The organism is Streptococcus downei MFe28, from assembly GCF_900459175.1.
Lineage (GTDB): Bacteria > Bacillota > Bacilli > Lactobacillales > Streptococcaceae > Streptococcus > Streptococcus downei.
Genome location: NZ_UHFA01000002.1, coordinates 794,751 through 811,287 on the forward strand (window position 1 = coordinate 794,751; position 16,537 = coordinate 811,287).

General features: G+C 45.5%; 11 protein-coding genes. 9 read left to right on the forward strand and 2 right to left on the reverse strand.

Going from position 1 to position 16,537, the window contains the following annotated elements; genetic code table 11:
- Nucleotides 1-234: 234 nt before the first annotated feature.
- Both DYE66_RS03875 and DYE66_RS03880 read right to left on the reverse strand, forming a co-directional pair.
- The gene (locus tag DYE66_RS03875) at nucleotides 235-1,197 is read right to left on the reverse strand and encodes a LacI family DNA-binding transcriptional regulator (protein WP_115324942.1); all 963 of its coding nucleotides are present in this window, start codon (nucleotides 1,195-1,197) and stop codon (nucleotides 235-237) included.
- Nucleotides 1,198-1,200: 3 nt separating this feature from the next.
- The gene (locus DYE66_RS03880) at nucleotides 1,201-2,637 is read right to left on the reverse strand and encodes a sucrose-6-phosphate hydrolase (RefSeq protein ID WP_003001110.1); all 1,437 of its coding nucleotides are present in this window, start codon (nucleotides 2,635-2,637) and stop codon (nucleotides 1,201-1,203) included.
- Between the two features lie 235 nt (nucleotides 2,638-2,872).
- Here DYE66_RS03880 and DYE66_RS03885 point away from each other — a divergent pair, with 235 nt between their 5' ends.
- From DYE66_RS03885 to recG, 9 genes are all read left to right on the forward strand, one after another.
- On the forward strand, nucleotides 2,873-4,837 hold the full coding sequence (locus tag DYE66_RS03885) for a sucrose-specific PTS transporter subunit IIBC (RefSeq protein ID WP_004219381.1): 1,965 nt from the start codon (nucleotides 2,873-2,875) through the stop codon (nucleotides 4,835-4,837).
- A 145-nt stretch (nucleotides 4,838-4,982) separates the two neighbouring features.
- Entirely contained in the window at nucleotides 4,983-5,870 is an 888-nt protein-coding gene (gene scrK / locus DYE66_RS03890) for a fructokinase ScrK (RefSeq protein WP_003001175.1), read from the forward strand.
- 193 nt (nucleotides 5,871-6,063) lie between these two features.
- Nucleotides 6,064-7,014 carry a mannose-6-phosphate isomerase, class I gene (manA, locus tag DYE66_RS03895; RefSeq protein WP_003000901.1) on the forward strand — a complete coding sequence of 317 codons (951 nt, stop codon included), beginning with the start codon at nucleotides 6,064-6,066 and terminating at the stop codon, nucleotides 7,012-7,014.
- A 273-nt stretch (nucleotides 7,015-7,287) separates the two neighbouring features.
- Complete coding sequence (gene secA, locus DYE66_RS03900; protein WP_004219412.1) at nucleotides 7,288-9,819, forward strand: preprotein translocase subunit SecA; 2,532 nt, start codon at nucleotides 7,288-7,290, stop codon at nucleotides 9,817-9,819.
- A 461-nt stretch (nucleotides 9,820-10,280) separates the two neighbouring features.
- A complete protein-coding gene (locus DYE66_RS03905; RefSeq protein ID WP_003001013.1) occupies nucleotides 10,281-11,312 on the forward strand; it encodes a 3-deoxy-7-phosphoheptulonate synthase in 1,032 nt (343 codons plus the stop codon).
- A gap of 1 nt (nucleotide 11,313) precedes the next feature.
- Nucleotides 11,314-12,372 carry a 3-deoxy-7-phosphoheptulonate synthase gene (locus DYE66_RS03910; RefSeq protein WP_003001087.1) on the forward strand — a complete coding sequence of 353 codons (1,059 nt, stop codon included), beginning with the start codon at nucleotides 11,314-11,316 and terminating at the stop codon, nucleotides 12,370-12,372.
- A gap of 255 nt (nucleotides 12,373-12,627) precedes the next feature.
- Complete coding sequence (gene acpS / locus DYE66_RS03915) at nucleotides 12,628-12,981, forward strand: holo-ACP synthase (RefSeq protein WP_003000926.1); 354 nt, start codon at nucleotides 12,628-12,630, stop codon at nucleotides 12,979-12,981.
- A 37-nt stretch (nucleotides 12,982-13,018) separates the two neighbouring features.
- Entirely contained in the window at nucleotides 13,019-14,122 is a 1,104-nt protein-coding gene (gene alr, locus DYE66_RS03920) for an alanine racemase (RefSeq protein WP_003001247.1), read from the forward strand.
- Nucleotides 14,123-14,519: 397 nt separating this feature from the next.
- Nucleotides 14,520-16,535, forward strand: coding sequence for an ATP-dependent DNA helicase RecG (gene recG / locus DYE66_RS03925; RefSeq protein WP_044124066.1), 2,016 nt, complete (start codon nucleotides 14,520-14,522; stop codon nucleotides 16,533-16,535).
- The last annotated feature ends 2 nt before the right edge of the window (nucleotides 16,536-16,537 follow it).

Here is a 16,537-nt window from a genome sequence, read left to right on the forward strand (position 1 = left end):
CTTCAAAAATCAAAACTATCCATCGTTAACTCACTTTGCCGTACCCAAGTACTGTCTGCAGTTCGTTGCCTTGGCTATTTTTGATTTTTATTGAGTATAAGATCAATTTTGAAAATTTCATGTCGTTTTGCTTGATATTGCCTTTTAGGTTTTGATTTTTAATCAGTATCAATCTTTGGTTTGTTAAGTCGCAAGAAAATCCCTTGACTTTTATAACAGTCAAGGGAGTGGTTTTTATAGGGATTTTCCTGTGAGGAGGCTGACGGGGAGGGTATAGCTCTCTTGGACTTCCTTGCCTTCAATCTTGGCTAGGAGGACATCAACCAGGAGTTCGGCGATTTCCTTGATGGGCTGTTTGATGGTGGTCAACTGAGGGAAATAATTTTCCACAAACTGGGTGCCATCATAGCCGATAATATTTAAGTCTTGAGGAACTCGAATCCCCAGATCATCAGCAATCTTCATGGTCAGAATGGCCGTCATATCATCAGACGTGAAGATTCCCTGAGGCCTTTCTTGTTCCAGAATGGTCTTGATCTCCATCTCCTTACGGATGGCGGAATAGTCGCTGGGAATATTGAACACCTTGGCCTTGGGAAGGACGCAACTAAAGCCCTGACGGCGCAAGCCTGTTGTTGAATTGGAATTATCATTACCTGTAAACATGACAATTTTTTGACAACCGACCTTCTGGAGGTTGTCGGCGGCTAGTTTGCCCCCTTCAAAGTTATCGGAAGAAATAACAGGAATGTGGGGGGCTAGATTACGGTCAAAGGCCACAATAGGAGCCTCAACACGCTCATAGTCCTCAATATCTAGATTATGGCTGGAAGAGATGATGCCATCGACCTGATTGGCGGCCAGCATTTCCAGATAGTCTCGCTCCTTGTCGGACTCATTCTGGCTGTTGCAAATGATGACCTTGTAACCCTGATGAAAGAGGCTGGTCTCTAAATGTTCAATAATCTCGGCGTAGAAAATATTGGAGATTTTTGGAAAAATCAGCCCAATCAGCTTGGAGGATTTTCCCTGCAGACCCCGTGCCAGATTGTTGGGCTTGTAGCCTAATTCACGCATGGCAGCATAAACCTTGGCCTTGGTTTTTTCTGAGAGGTAGCCCTTGTTATTGATAACACGAGAGACGGTTGTGGGGCTAACCCCTGCCAATTTAGCAACATCAGTTAGTTTTGCGACCATAGTTTATCCCTTTAGTTGATAATAAGTTCCACTGGCATGACCCGAAACCAGCTTAATGCCGCTTTGTCCTGCCTCTGGGAAGACTCGGCTGGTAAAGACCTTTTCTCCTTGATTGATGAAAATTTCAATAATGGATTTGTCAACAAAGATACGGGCTTCATGGGTTTGGTTCAGCTGGCATTCCCTGATCGTACCAAATTCAGTCGCATATTGGACACCAGCTTGAGAGCGATCGAGGATAATCTTGCCTTCCCTATTGTCAATGGTTAGCTTTAGCCCGTGGTCATTTTGGTCAGCAAAGAGGAGGAGTTCCGTCTTCTGGTCTGCAGCAAAAGTCAAATCTAATTCATAGCAATTATCGGTTCGAGCCTTGTCAGCAAAGGATTCTTGGCTGGTTCTCAGACTGGTCGTGGCTGGAACGGGATATTGGTAGAGCTTGCCATCCTTGATAGACAGTTCCTTAACCAAGCTCATCGCTCCTTGATAATCATATTGGTCGGTCGGATAGTCGATATCTGGCAGTCCAATCCAGCTGACACAGTAGGCCCTACCGTCAGGCATATTGAAGCCTTCGGTAGCATAGGCTTCAAAGCCATAATCCAGATTGAAAATTTGCGAAGCACCAACGAGGGCCGGTTGATTTGTGTCAAACGTTTGACAGATTTTATAGGTGTTTGGATAAATATTACCATAGGCCAACTCAGACTTGTCCAGACCTTGAGGACTATAAAGAAGGACTGGCTGCTCATTGACAAAGACTAGATTTGGACACTCGATCATGTATTCAGAGCCTGTACCGCCAAAGTCCAGATTACCGACTTCTTGCCAGTTATGGACATCATTATTGAGGGCTTTGTAAAGCTTGATAAAGCCTTTTTTATCAAGGCTTTGAGCCCCAATGATGGCGTAGTATTGTCCCTTGTAATCAAAAATCTGTGGGTCGCGGAAATGCTCGGTGGCGTCAGTTGGCTGTTTGATTAGGATATTGTCGAATTTTTCAATATGGCCATCCTTATCCATCCAGGCCCCAACTTGGCGAGGGTCACGTACCCAGTTTTCATCTCGGACATTACCGGTATAAAAGATGAAAAGCTTGTCATCTATGGGATAGGCAGATCCAGAATAAGCTCCGTGGCTATCGTTTTCATGGTCAGGCTGGAGGGTAATACCTGTTTCTTTGAAGTGAACTAGGTCCTGGGACTCGGTGTGGACCCATTGTTTAAGGCCATGAGCTGCACCGAAGGGCCAGTTTTGATAGAAAAGCTGGAATTTTCCGTTGAAGTAAGAAAATCCATTAGGGTCATTTAAAAGGCCAGTCTTTGGCTCAATATGATAGTTGGCCCGCCAAGGAGAAGAAGCGACATGAGCTTCAATCTCAGATTTCTCCTTATCGGTCCAGTCAGCATAGGGGCGGTAACGCACCTCTGTTGGTAGATTCATAAGTATTCCTCCATAGATTATATGTCAACTGTGGGCAAGAAATGTCACGTCCATAACATAGTAAAGGTTTTCATAGGAAAAATCAAGGGACAGGGGTTGTTTGTTTGAAATAAAAAATAAATTTCTGCAAAGCGGTTGACATATCATTCGCAGTGTGATAGATTAGAGACTGTAAAAAAGCGTTTTCAAAAAATGAAAAGCTTTGACCATATTAAATTTTTAAAGGAGTTACGCAATGGATTATGCTAAAGTAGCTTCCGACGTCATCACGGCGGTCGGGAAAGATAATCTTGTTGCCGGTGCCCACTGTGCGACTCGTCTTCGTTTGGTTTTAAAGGATGACGATAAGGTTGACCAAGCGGCGCTTGACAACAACCCTGATGTTAAGGGAACCTTCAAGATGGACGGTCAGTACCAAGTCATTATTGGTGCTGGGGATGTTAACCATGTTTATGCTGAATTGATTAATCAGACTGGTTTGAAGGAAGTTTCTACAGACGAGGTCAAGCAGATTGCTGCACAAGGTCACAAGCAAAACCCAATCATGGCTTTCATCAAGATTTTGTCTGAAATCTTCGTTCCGATCATTCCTGCCCTGGTCGCAGGTGGTCTCTTGATGGCTGTTAACAATATCTTTAAGTCAGAAGGTTTGTTCGGTTCACAATCTTTGATTGCTCAATACCCACAAATTTCTGGTATTTCAGATATGCTGACAGTCTTGGCTGATGCCCCGTTCATCTACATGCCGGTCCTGCTTGGTATTTCGACAGCCAAGCGTTTCGGTGGTAACCAATATTTGGGTGCTGCTCTTGGCCTGATGATGAGTTCACAAGAGTTGCAGGAGGCTGTTGCTAAAGCTGCTAAGTTTTCTCTTGACTGGAACTTCTTTGGCTGGCACTTGCATGCTGCTCAATACACTAGCCAGGTTATCCCAGCTATCATTGCCGTTTGGGTAATGTGTCATATTGAAAAATGGTTCCACAAGCACCTGCATTCAGCGGTTGACTTCACCTTCACACCACTTTTGACCATGATTATCTCAGGTTTCTTAACCTTTGCCCTCATTGGTCCTGTCTTCGGACAAGTATCTGACTGGGTTGCCAACGGTCTGGTTTGGCTCTACGATACCTTAGGATTCTTAGGTATGGGTATCTTCGGTGCCATCTATACGCCAATCGTGGTTACTGGTCTCCACCAATCCTTCCCAGCCTTCGAAACAATCTTGCTTAATTCTTACAAGGCTGGTCATGGTTCAGGTGACTTCATCTTTGTCGTTGCTTCAATGGCCAATATGGCCCAAGCTGCTGCGGCCTTCGCTATCTTCTTCTTAACTAAGAATTCTAAGACCAAAGGTCTCTCAAGTTCTGCTGGTGTTTCAGCCCTGCTTGGGATTACGGAACCTGCCGTCTTCGGGGTTAACCTCAAATATCGTTTCCCATTCTTTACAGCCCTGATTGGTTCTGCTATCGCTGCAGCCATCGCAGGTGCTCTTAGAGTTATTGCCGTATCACTCGGTTCTGCCGGTGTCCTCGGTTTGATTTCTATTAAGCCCCAATCAATTCCTTTCTACTTAATTTGTGAAGTTATTTCCTTCGCTATTGCTTTTGCCATTACTTATTACTATGGTAAAACCAAGGAAGCTAAGGTCTTTGAAGCAGAAGCTGCTGTAGCGGCGGCTGAGGCTGAAGCTGAAAGCCAAGCGCAAGAAGCACCTGCTGAGCAAGCTCAAGAAGAAGAGAAGAAAGTTGTTGCTGAAACGATTGTTGCTCCTTTGGACGGTCAAACTGTTGACTTGGAAAAAGTTAATGACCCTGTCTTCTCATCTGGAGCAATGGGTAAGGGAATCGCTGTTAAACCTAGTGGTAACACAGTCCTCTCACCTGTTGATGGTGTGGTACAAATTGCCTTTGAAACCGGCCATGCCTACGGTTTGAAATCAAAGGAGGGTGTTGAAGTTCTTATCCATATCGGTATTGATACCGTTTCTTTGGATGGTAAAGGCTTCGAACAAAAGGTCGCTGCTAACCAAGAAGTCAAGAAGGGCGATGTCCTTGGAACCTTTGATTCTGCAACCATTAAGGAAGCTGGTCTGGACGACACTACCATGGTTATCGTCACCAATACCGCTGACTATGCAGAAGTCTCTCCAGTCGCATCTGGAGCTGTCAAGGCTGGCGATGATTTGATTGAAGTCAAATAAATCATCGCTGAGTCTATAAAGAGGGGGTGAGACCTTGTTCTCGCCTCCTTTTTATTGAGTATAAGGCCAGCTAAAATTCATTGATTTCTCCCCTTGAATTCTTTATAATGAAGGGGAGATAAAGCAAGGATTGAGAGGAAATTTTATGACGAAATTATACGGAAGTGTGGAAGCTGGGGGAACCAAGTTTGTCTGTGCTGTTGGCGATGAAAATTTTCAGGTAATCGAAAAGGTGCAATTTCCAACAACGACTCCCTATGAAACCATTGATAAGACGGTAGCATTCTTCAAAAAATTTGAGGATGATCTCCAAGGGGTTGCTATCGGCTCTTTTGGTCCTGTTGATATTGATGAAAATTCCAAGACCTATGGCTATATCACCAAGACACCTAAGCCCAACTGGTCCAATGTTAATCTGGTTGGCCTGATTTCAAAGGAGTTCAAGGTTCCTTTCTACTTTACTACCGACGTGAATTCTTCTGCCTATGGGGAAGCTATGGTTCGTCAGGGTGTTGAGAATCTGGTTTACTACACCATCGGTACAGGGATTGGTGCAGGCACTATCCAAAGGGGCGAATTTGTTGGTGGAACGGGTCATACCGAGGCTGGTCACGTTTATGTTGCCCTTCATCCAAGTGATATTGCTAATGATTTTCATGGGACTTGTCCTTTCCACAACGGTTGTCTGGAAGGCCTAGCAGCTGGTCCCTCTCTGGAGGCCCGCACAGGTATTCGGGGAGAATTGATTGAGCAACATTCAGATGTTTGGGATGTTCAAGCCTACTATATTGCCCAGGCTGCTGTCCAGGCTACCCTCCTCTATCGGCCAGAGGTTATCGTCTTTGGAGGTGGTGTCATGGTTCAGGAGCATATGCTTCGCCGAGTTCGGGAAAAATTCACTCACCTGCTCAATGACTACCTCCCAGTCCCACCAGTTGAAGAGTATATTGTGACCCCAGCTGTTGCTGGTAATGGTTCGGCCACCCTAGGGAATTTTGCCCTAGCCAAGAAGGTGGCAGAACGCTTTGACTGAGAACTGGATGGTTTTTATCAAATGACTTATTCATCAGAAAGTTCCGCAGACGTTCCAAGTTAATCTGTGGAACTTTTTGCTTAACGGTAGGATTAAATTGTGAATTGTTACATCATCTGTATATTTTTTAATCTGAGTCACTAGAAAATGATAGAATGAAGTTAAGAAATACTCTTAAAAGGAGGAACGATTCATGGCAGAACCATTATTTTTAAAGGCCAGTATGCACGATAAAATTTGGGGAGGTACGAGGCTACGCAATGTTTATGGCTACGATATTCCCACGGAAACGACTGGGGAGTACTGGGCCATTTCGGGGCACCCCCATGGCGTTTCCATTATTGAAAACGGTGATTTTACCGGTCAGGGTCTAGACAGGCTTTACCGAGAACAACCCCAACTTTTTGGTCATCCCACTAGTCCAGTCTTTCCATTATTAACCAAAATTTTGGATGCTAATGACTGGCTCAGCGTTCAGGTTCACCCAGATGATGCCTATGCCCAGGAATACGAGGGGGAACTTGGTAAGACTGAGTGCTGGTACATTCTAGCAGCGGATGAGGGGTCTGAAATTATTTATGGCCACACCGCTAAGAGTCGTGAGGAATTGGCTGAGATGATTGAAGCTGGTGACTGGGATAAATTGTTGACCCACATTCCTGTTAAGGCCGGTGATTTCTACTATGTTCCTAGCGGAACCATGCATGCCATCGGCAAGGGCATTATGGTTCTTGAGACCCAACAATCCAGCGACACCACCTATCGGGTCTATGACTTTGACCGCCCCGATGCTAGTGGAAAGTTGCGTCCTCTGCATATCCAGCAGTCCATTGATGTTATGACCATCGGCCAGCCTCAAAATTCTCATCCTGATAAGCAAATTGTGGATGATTTAGCGACCACCCTGCTGGTGGCCAATGAGTTTTTCAGCGTTTATAAGTGGGAAATTAAAGGGCAAGTATCTTTCAAGCAGGTCGCTCCCTATTATCTCCTTAGTGTGATTGAGGGGCAAGGAAGCTTGGAAATTGACCAGCAAACCTATGACCTCAAAAAAGGCCAACACCTAATCCTGCCTAATACAGTCAAATCTTGGATCCTGTCAGGTCAGCTGGACCTGATTGTCAGCCATGTAGCTGAGGATTAGACTGATTAAAAGAGAGGAAAAGTGAGAGAGTGACTTTGGCTTGGCTAAAGTGCCTGCTCTCGCTTTTTAAATGGATTCAAAGTCGCCATCCCTATCCTTGATAATAGGAAAGGCAGGAATGAGTTGACCTTCATCTGAATATCTGGAGAAGTTCATCTGAATTCTTGTCTAGGGTTGGCAATTGTGATAAAATATAATACTGACTATAATAATCGGACTAACCCTGGTCATTGGGACAAATTGTTGGGTTAGGTCCTGAAAAAAGGAAAAGAGATGGCAAATATTTTACGCAAGGTCATTGAAAATGACAGAGGCGAAATTAGAAAATTAGAAAAGATGGCTAAGAAGGTGGAAGCCTACGCTGACGAGATGGAAGCCTTGTCGGATTCCGAACTTCAAGCCAAAACGGAAGAATTTAAGAAGCGTTATCAAGAGGGAGAGACGCTGGATCAATTGTTATACGAAGCTTTTGCGGTTGTACGTGAAGGAGCTAAGCGGGTGCTGGGACTCTTTCCCTACCGTGTCCAAATCATGGGGGGGATTGTCCTCCACAATGGGGATGTTCCTGAGATGCGGACTGGTGAAGGGAAAACCCTGACAGCAACCATGCCTGTTTACCTCAATGCACTTGCTGGAGAAGGTGTTCACGTTATCACCGTTAATGAATACCTATCAGCTCGTGATGCGACCGAAATGGGTGAACTTTACAGTTGGCTAGGTCTGTCTGTAGGGATTAACTTGGCTTCCAAGTCACCAGTGGAAAAGCGGGAAGCTTATAATTGTGACATTACCTATTCGACCAACTCCGAAGTTGGTTTCGACTACCTGCGGGATAACATGGTTGTCCGCAAGGAAGATATGGTTCAACGTCCACTTAATTATGCCCTGGTCGATGAGGTGGACTCTGTTTTGATTGACGAAGCTAGAACCCCCTTGATTGTTTCAGGTCCTGTTAGTTCTGAAACCAGCGCTCTCTATACTCGAGCTGATAAGTTCGTTAAGACCCTGGAATCGGTTGACTACGCTATTGATGTTCCCTCTAAGACTATCGGTCTGATGGACTCAGGGATTGATAAGGCAGAGGAATTCTTTAATTTAGAAAACCTCTATGACATTGATAATGTTGCCCTGACCCACTACATTGATAATGCGCTAAGGGCCAACTACATCATGTCCCTTAACATGGACTATGTGGTTTCTGAAGGGGAAGTCCTCATCGTTGACCAATTCACAGGTCGGACCATGGAAGGACGCCGTTTCTCTGACGGTCTCCACCAGGCCATTGAAGCTAAAGAAGGTGTGCCGATTCAGGATGAATCTAAGACCTCGGCTTCAATCACCTATCAAAATATGTTCCGGATGTATCGCAAATTGTCAGGGATGACAGGTACCGGTAAGACCGAAGAAGAAGAATTCCGCGAAATCTATAATATGCGGGTTATTCCTATTCCAACCAACCGTCCTGTTCAACGGATTGACCATCCAGATTTGCTTTATGCGACAACTGAGGCTAAATTCAGGGCTGTTATTGAAGACATCAAGGAACGCCATGAAAAGGGGCAACCAATCCTTGTTGGTACTGTTGCCGTTGAAACTTCTGATATGATTTCTAAGAAACTGCAGAAGGCTGGTATTCCTCACGAAGTCCTCAATGCCAAGAACCACGAAAAAGAAGCCCAAATCATTATGAATGCTGGGCAACGGGGGGCTGTCACCATTGCGACCAATATGGCCGGGCGTGGTACCGACATCAAACTGGGCAAGGGCGTGCTTGAATTGGGTGGCCTTTGCGTCATCGGAACCGAGCGCCATGAATCTCGGCGGATTGATAATCAGTTGCGGGGACGCTCTGGCCGTCAAGGGGATGAGGGAGAATCACAATTCTACCTGTCCTTTGAAGATGACTTGATGAAACGCTTTGCTTCTGATCGGGTTAAGGTCTTCTTGGAAAGACTCCTGCCTGAGGATGAAGATGTGGTCATTAAGTCCCGTATGTTGACTAGCCAAGTGGAATCTGCCCAAAAGCGGGTTGAAGGGAACAACTACGATATTCGTAAGCAGGTCCTTCAATACGATGATGTCATGCGTGAGCAAAGAGAAATCATCTACGCCGAACGCTACGATGTCATCACAGCTGAACGGGATCTAGGCCCAGAAATCAAGGCTATGATCGGCCGAACTATCGATCGGACCATTGATGGTCATAGCCGTAATAGCGATGTGGATGAAGCCTTGGAGGCAATCCTTAACTTTGCTCATAATAATCTCCTGCCAGAAGATTCCATTAGTATGGATGACCTAGATGAGTGGACCTATGAGGAAATGAAGGATGAGCTCTACGAGCGAGCTATGGAGGTTTACGATTCTCAAATCGCTAAATTGCCTGATAAAGAGTCTGTCATTGAGTTCCAAAAGGTCTTGATTCTACGGGTTGTTGACAGCAAGTGGACTGACCACATTGATGCTCTGGATCAGTTGCGTAACTCTGTAGGTCTGCGGGGCTACGCCCAAAATAATCCAATCGTTGAGTACCAATCGGAAAGTTTCCGTATGTTCAATGATATGATTGGGGCTATCGAATTTGATGTCACCCGTCTGATGATGAAGGCACAAATTCACCAGCAAGAGCGTGAAAAGACAACGGCTCAGGCTCGGACAACTGCAGCAGGGAATATTTCTGCTCAAAGGCCTGGACAGGCAACTGACGGCCAGCTTGATTTTACCAATGTTAAGCGCAATGCCCCTTGTCCTTGTGGCTCTGGTAAGAAGTTTAAAAATTGTCACGGTCGTCATCGGGCTAGCTAATACTCAATAAAAATCAAAAATAGCCGAGGCAACGAACTGCAGGCAGTACTTGGGTACGGCAAAGTGAGTTAACGATGGATAGTTTGGATTTTTGAAGTGTATAAGTTTCTTGATGGGATGCAAGGCTCACTAGGCGAGTTTCCCTGGGGATTTAAGAGTTGCATCAATATTCTGAAAACTAATTGAAATAAGACTAGAAAGTGGTATAATACCTTTTATATCACTTTTATTTTTGTACTGATAGTCAATGAAGATTAAAAGTAGCAACCTAGATAAGATTCATCACTAATTTGGAAATGTGGGAGAATAAGTGAGCTGCCGCTGATAATTCCGCCCTAGTGGTAGACTGCGTCAATGTGTCTGATGTTGAAAAAGTAACGAGGCTAGGACTTTTTGTCCCAACCACGCATAAGGGAATTTTGATGAGTTTTATTTTTGAGTTCAGTTAAAAGGAGGCCATTATGGTATTTGTTGCAGAGAGTGACAAGATTGATGTGGAAAAGGTTAGACAATTATCAAAATTAAGTGGCGATGCTCTGGCGAAAAAAGAAGCCCGTGATAAAGAGCTGGAAGCCATTATCAGGGGCGATGATGATCGCCTACTCTTGGTGGTTGGCCCTTGTTCGTCAGATAATGAAGAAGCTGTTTTGGATTATGCGCATCGTTTAGCGAACTTGCAAGAAGAAGTGAAGGATCGTATTTTTATGGTGATGCGGGTCTATACAGCTAAGCCAAGGACTAATGGCGATGGCTACAAGGGTCTGGTTCACCAACCAGACGCTCAAGGTCAGCCTAATCTCATCAACGGTATCAAGGCTGTCCGCAACCTCCATTATCGGGTCGTAACTGAAACTGGTTTGACAACGGCAGACGAGATGCTCTACCCAGAAAATCTCTCCCTGGTTGATGATTTGGTTTCTTATATTGCCATTGGGGCTCGTTCGGTCGAAGACCAACAACACCGTTTTGTGGCTTCAGGTATTGATGTCCCAACAGGTATGAAAAATCCGACTTCTGGCAACCTTAATGTCATGTTTAATGCCATGCATGCTGCCCAGTCTCAACAAAACTTCCTCTACAATGGTCAAGAGGTTAAGACTTCAGGTAATGCCTATGCTCATGCCATCCTACGTGGTGCGCTCAATGAGTATGGCAAGAATATTCCTAACTACTATTATGATGATCTTCTGGCAACCATTGATCAGTATGAAAAAATGGGCTTAGAAAATCCGTATATCATCATTGATACTAACCATGATAACTCTGGTAAAAACTATCTGGAGCAGGTTCGGATTGTCCGCCAGACCTTAATCAACCGCGATTGGAATGAAAAAATTAACAAGTATGTGCGTGGCTTTATGATTGAGTCTTACTTGGAAGATGGCCGGCAGGACCAGCCAGATGTCTATGGGAAGTCTATCACAGACCCATGTCTGGGTTGGGATAAGACGCAAGACCTAGTCCACGAAATTTATGAAACATTAGGAAAATAATATGGGAATTCATCAAAAGAGCCAAAAGATTGATGTGGCTCAGGTTAAACAACTGTCAAGGCTTGAAGGAGAAGCTTTAGCCAAAAAGGAAGCTCGCGATAAGGAGCTGGACGCTATCATTAAGGGAGAAGACCAACGCCTGCTTTTGGTTATTGGGCCTTGTTCTTCAGATAATGAAGAAGCTGTTCTGGAATACGCTCGCCGGCTTTCTGCCCTCCAGGAAAAGGTCAAAGACCGTGTCTTTATGGTCATGCGCGTTTACACAGCCAAACCAAGGACTAATGGGGATGGTTATAAGGGTCTGATTCATCAGCCCGACACCTCTAAGTTGCCTGATTTAATTAATGGGATTGCGGCTGTTCGTAATCTCCACTATCGGGTCATTACCGAGACTGGCTTGACCACCGCTGATGAGATGCTCTATCCATCAAATCTGCCCCTAGTTGATGATTTGGTATCCTACCATGCCATCGGGGCACGTTCGGTGGAAGATCAGGAGCACCGTTTTGTAGCTTCAGGGATTGATGTGCCAACAGGGATGAAGAATCCAACTTCTGGCAACCTCAACATCATGTTCAATGCCATCTACGCTGCCCAAAATCAGCAGAACTTCATCTATCATGATGCAGAAGTGGACACCGATGGTAATCCACTAGCCCATGCGATTTTGCGAGGGGCAACCAATGAGCATGGCGAAAACGAGCCTAATTTCTATTACGATATTTTGATTAAGGCCATTAAGAAATACCGGGACATGGGTCTAGAAAATCCTTTTATCCTGATTGATACCAATCATGATAATTCTGGGAAAAACTATCTGGACCAGATTCGGATTGTCCGTCAGACCTTGATTAACCGTGACTGGAATGAGCAAATCAACCAGTACGTGCGTGGCTTTATGATTGAGTCCTACTTGGAAGATGGCCGTCAGGACAAGCCAGAGGTCTTTGGTAAATCTATCACAGACCCTTGCCTAGGCTGGGATAAGACCGAAAAATTGATTGAGGAAATCTACCAGACCTTAGGGAAAGATTCCTTTGAAGATTTTTTAAATAACTAAGGAAGGGGAGTTAGGGACAAAAGTCCTTAACTTCTTAGTTTTTCAAGCTTAGCCATTTTGACCCAGTAGCTTATTGATCCAAGGGGCTGAGGTTCAGATGGTCTTAGGGATTAGGTATCTTTCCTAAATTTTGAGACCTTGGCTGGAAAAAAATTGTAGGTTAAAAGAGACAAGTGGCTTGAAAAATACTAGAATAGGGAAGAGCTTGCTAGTTTTTTATTAGCTGGAGCTGAATGCTTAGATAAGGGATTAAAAATGATTATTGGGCACGGAATTGATTTACAGGAGATTTCGAGAGTTGAGAAGGCTTATAAGCGCAATCCTGCTTTTGCCAAAAAGGTTTTGACCGATCTGGAATTTGGGCGTTTTGTGACCCTCAAGGGGCAGCGGCAGATGGAATATTTGGCCGGACGATGGTCGGCCAAGGAAGCCTTTGCCAAGGCCTGGGGGACTGGGATAGGCAAGCTCCGCTTTCATGACATTGAGGTGGCTACCAATGAAAAAGGGGCTCCTATTATCACCAGCAAGGTCTTTTTGGGTAATACCTTTGTTTCTATTTCCCACAGTGGTGGATTTGTTCAGGCCAGTGTGATTTTGGAAGAGAATTAGGGACTTTGTCTAGTACTGTTAAAAAAGAGGTTTTGAGATGATTTCAAGTTTACATCGACCAACCTTAGCCAAGGTTGATTTGTCGGCTATTTCGAGTAATATTAAACAGATCCAAGATCACGTGCCTCAATCGGTTAAGACTTTTGCGGTCGTCAAGGCGAATGCTTATGGGCATGGGGCAGTAGCTGTCGCTAGCCATACTCAAAGATTGGTGGATGGCTTTTGTGTCTCTAATATTGATGAGGGGATTGAATTGCGCCAGGCTGGCATTAGAAAGCCTATTCTCGTTCTAGGTGTGGTTCTGCCGGGGGAAGTCCCTCTGGTTCGTGACTATCGCCTGACCCTGACTATTGCTAGCCTAGAGTGGTTGGAGCTTGCACAAGCAAAGCCGCTGGATTTGTCCAATCTTCTAGTCCATATTGCTGTTGACTCGGGCATGGGGCGTATTGGCGTGCGGAGCTTGGCTGAGGCCAATGACTTAATCGCTGGTCTTAGGCAGGCAGGCTGCCAGGTTAAGGGGATTTTTACCCATTTTGCTACGGCTGATGAGGCCGACGACAGGAAGTTTCAAGAGCAATTGGCCTTCTTTAAGGAGCTGGTAGCTGGTCTGGATTATTGTCCAGAACTCGTACATGCCAGCAATTCGGCCACTAGTCTTTGGCATAGTGAGGGAATCTTTAATGCCCTTCGGTTAGGCCTAGTCATCTATGGCCTCAATCCTAGTGGTCAAGAATTGTCCCTCCCCTACAAGATAAAACCAGCCTTAAGCTTGGAAACGGCCCTTGTCCATGTCAAGAAAGTTCCTGCGGGAGCTGACGTTGGCTATGGTGCCACCTATACCAGCAGTCAAGAAGAATGGATTGGTACCCTGCCTCTTGGTTATGCGGACGGTTGGACTAGGGATATGCAAGGCTTTGATGTCCTAGTTGCTGGCCAGCGCTGTCCTATCGTGGGGAGGGTTTCTATGGACCAGATTACGATTAGACTACCCCAGAGCTATCCTTTGGGGACTAAGGTGACCCTGATTGGAAAAAATGGGGACCAGCTTATCTCGGCTACTGATGTAGCCCAACAGAGAGGGACCATTAATTATGAAGTTCTCTGCCTGCTTAGTGATCGTGTCCCAAGAGAATATAAATGACGTTTAGACCCCAGACGAGAAATTTGTCTTGGGATTTTTGATTGGGAAAATACGAAGGAAATTGAGGCACGAAGGCTGTGGCATTGAAAATACGCCTCTGCCCAAGCTAGTAAGGGAGGAAGACAAGTCACAGCTAGTGGTTAGCGATAGGAGTCAAGGCTTTAGCTTTTAGGCAACTGATACTCTTCAAAAATCAAAACTATCCATCGTTAACTCACTTTGCCGTACCTGCTGAGGAAAGCGAAGCTTTCCCTATTTCCAACCTCAAAAGGTCTCCCAGACCTTTTGAGCTGCCTGATTTCGTTGCCTTGGCTATTTTTGATTTTTATTGAGTATGACCGAAGACTCGAAATTGCTCCACTCGAAAGTCGGGAAGGGCATGTGTTATAATAAAGTCATGTTACTAGACCAAGAAATTGCGGTACTTAAGGGGTTTGGCCCCAAGTCTGCTGAGAAATTTACAAAATTGGGCCTCTATACGGTGGAAGATCTCTTGCTTTATTATCCTTTTCGCTATGAAGACTTCAAGGCACGGTCGGTTGCTGACCTGGTAGATGGAGAGAAGGCTGTCCTAACAGGGACTGTGGTGACCCCTGCCAATGTACAATACTATGGCTTTAAACGCAATCGCTTATCCTTCAAAATTAAGCAAGGTGAGGCTGTCATTGCCGTCAGCTTTTTCAATCAGCCCTATCTAGCTGATAAAATTGAGCTGGGACAGGAAGTGGCCCTTTTTGGTAAGTGGGACGCCCTCAAATCGGCTCTGACAGGCATGAAGCTTTTAGCTCAGGTCCAAGATGATATGCAGCCCGTTTACCATGTGGCCCAAGGTATTTCTCAAAATGCTCTGATTAAGGCCATTAAGGCGGCTTTTGACAGCGGTGCCCTGAGTGAACTGGAGGAAAATCTTCCTCAAGCTTTGTTGGCGAAATACCGTCTTCTGGATCGGCAGACAGCGGTCAGAGCCATGCATTTTCCTAAGGATTTAGCCCAATATAAGCAGGCTCTCAGGCGGATAAAATTTGAAGAGCTCTTTTATTTCCAACTCAACCTGCAGGTTCTTAAGTCTCAAAATAAGTCTGAGACAAATGGACTGGCTATTCCATACAAGGAGCAGGCAGTAAAACAGGCCATCCAGCAGCTCCCCTTTAGCCTAACCTCTGCCCAGGAGCAAAGTCTGGGAGAAGTTCTAGCGGATATGAAGTCTGGTGCTCACATGAATCGACTCCTGCAGGGAGATGTTGGTTCTGGTAAGACAGTCATCGCTAGTCTAGCCATGTTTGCAGCTCATACAGCTGGTTTCCAATCAGCTTTGATGGTGCCGACAGAAATTCTAGCTCAGCAGCATTTTGAGAGCCTGATTAAGCTCTTTCCTGATCTTAATGTGGCTCTCCTGACGGTAGGGATGAGACCAGCAGTGAAGAAAGCCGCCTTGGCTGGGATTGCCGACGGCTCGGTAAATATGATCGTTGGAACCCACTCTTTGATTCAAGACGGGGTTTCCTATCACAAGCTGGGGCTGGTTATTACCGATGAACAGCACCGTTTTGGGGTTAATCAACGGCGGGTATTTCGTGAAAAGGGGGACAATCCAGACGTCCTCATGATGACGGCTACACCCATTCCCAGAACCCTAGCCATCACGGCCTTTGGTGAGATGGATGTTTCTATCATTGACCAGTTGCCAGCTGGTCGTAAGCCTATCATTACGCGTTGGGTCAAGCATGAGCAATTGGAAACGGTTCTGACATGGTTGCAGGAGCGAATTTCCCAGGGGGCTCAAGCCTATGTGATTTCCCCCTTGATTGAAGAGTCAGAGAGTCTGGATTTAAAAAATGCCCAAGATTTGCATCAAGAGCTGGTGGAATTTTTCGGCAATCAGGCCCAGGTCGCCCTCATGCACGGTCGTATGAAAAATGATGAGAAGGACCAGATTATGCAGGACTTTAAGGATGGCCAGTCTCAGGTCTTGGTGTCAACAACCGTCATTGAAGTTGGCGTCAATGTTCCCAATAGTACGGCCATAATTATTATGGATGCCGACCGCTTTGGTCTCAGCCAGCTCCATCAGCTACGCGGACGGGTTGGACGTGGCGACAAGCAGTCCTACTGTGTTCTGGTGGCCAATCCTAAAAATGAGGTTGGCAAAAGGCGGATGCAGGCTATGTGCCAGACGACTGATGGCTTTGTCCTTGCCGAGGAAGACTTGAAAATGCGAGGTTCTGGTGAAATCTTTGGCACCCGCCAGTCGGGAATTCCAGAGTTTCAGGTAGCTGATATTGTTGAGGACTACAATATCCTAGAGGAAGCCAGAAAGGTGGCTAGCCAAATTGTCGCCCAGAAGAATTGGCAGACTGACCCTCGCTGGGCCCTGCTCCCAGCCAACCTCAAAGAGCAAGGGGAGTTTGATTAAAA

Bases quoted from the DNA above. Each gene is read 5' to 3' on its own strand.
- DYE66_RS03875 (WP_115324942.1), bottom strand. From the start codon at position 1,197: ATGGTCGCAAAACTAACTGATGTTGCTAAATTGGCAGGGGTTAGCCCC.
- DYE66_RS03880 (WP_003001110.1), bottom strand. From the start codon at position 2,637: ATGAATCTACCAACAGAGGTGCGTTACCGCCCCTATGCTGACTGGACC.
- DYE66_RS03885 (WP_004219381.1), top strand. From the start codon at position 2,873: ATGGATTATGCTAAAGTAGCTTCCGACGTCATCACGGCGGTCGGGAAA.
- scrK (WP_003001175.1), top strand. From the start codon at position 4,983: ATGACGAAATTATACGGAAGTGTGGAAGCTGGGGGAACCAAGTTTGTC.
- manA (WP_003000901.1), top strand. From the start codon at position 6,064: ATGGCAGAACCATTATTTTTAAAGGCCAGTATGCACGATAAAATTTGG.
- secA (WP_004219412.1), top strand. From the start codon at position 7,288: ATGGCAAATATTTTACGCAAGGTCATTGAAAATGACAGAGGCGAAATT.
- DYE66_RS03905 (WP_003001013.1), top strand. From the start codon at position 10,281: ATGGTATTTGTTGCAGAGAGTGACAAGATTGATGTGGAAAAGGTTAGA.
- DYE66_RS03910 (WP_003001087.1), top strand. From the start codon at position 11,314: ATGGGAATTCATCAAAAGAGCCAAAAGATTGATGTGGCTCAGGTTAAA.
- acpS (WP_003000926.1), top strand. From the start codon at position 12,628: ATGATTATTGGGCACGGAATTGATTTACAGGAGATTTCGAGAGTTGAG.
- alr (WP_003001247.1), top strand. From the start codon at position 13,019: ATGATTTCAAGTTTACATCGACCAACCTTAGCCAAGGTTGATTTGTCG.
- recG (WP_044124066.1), top strand. From the start codon at position 14,520: ATGTTACTAGACCAAGAAATTGCGGTACTTAAGGGGTTTGGCCCCAAG.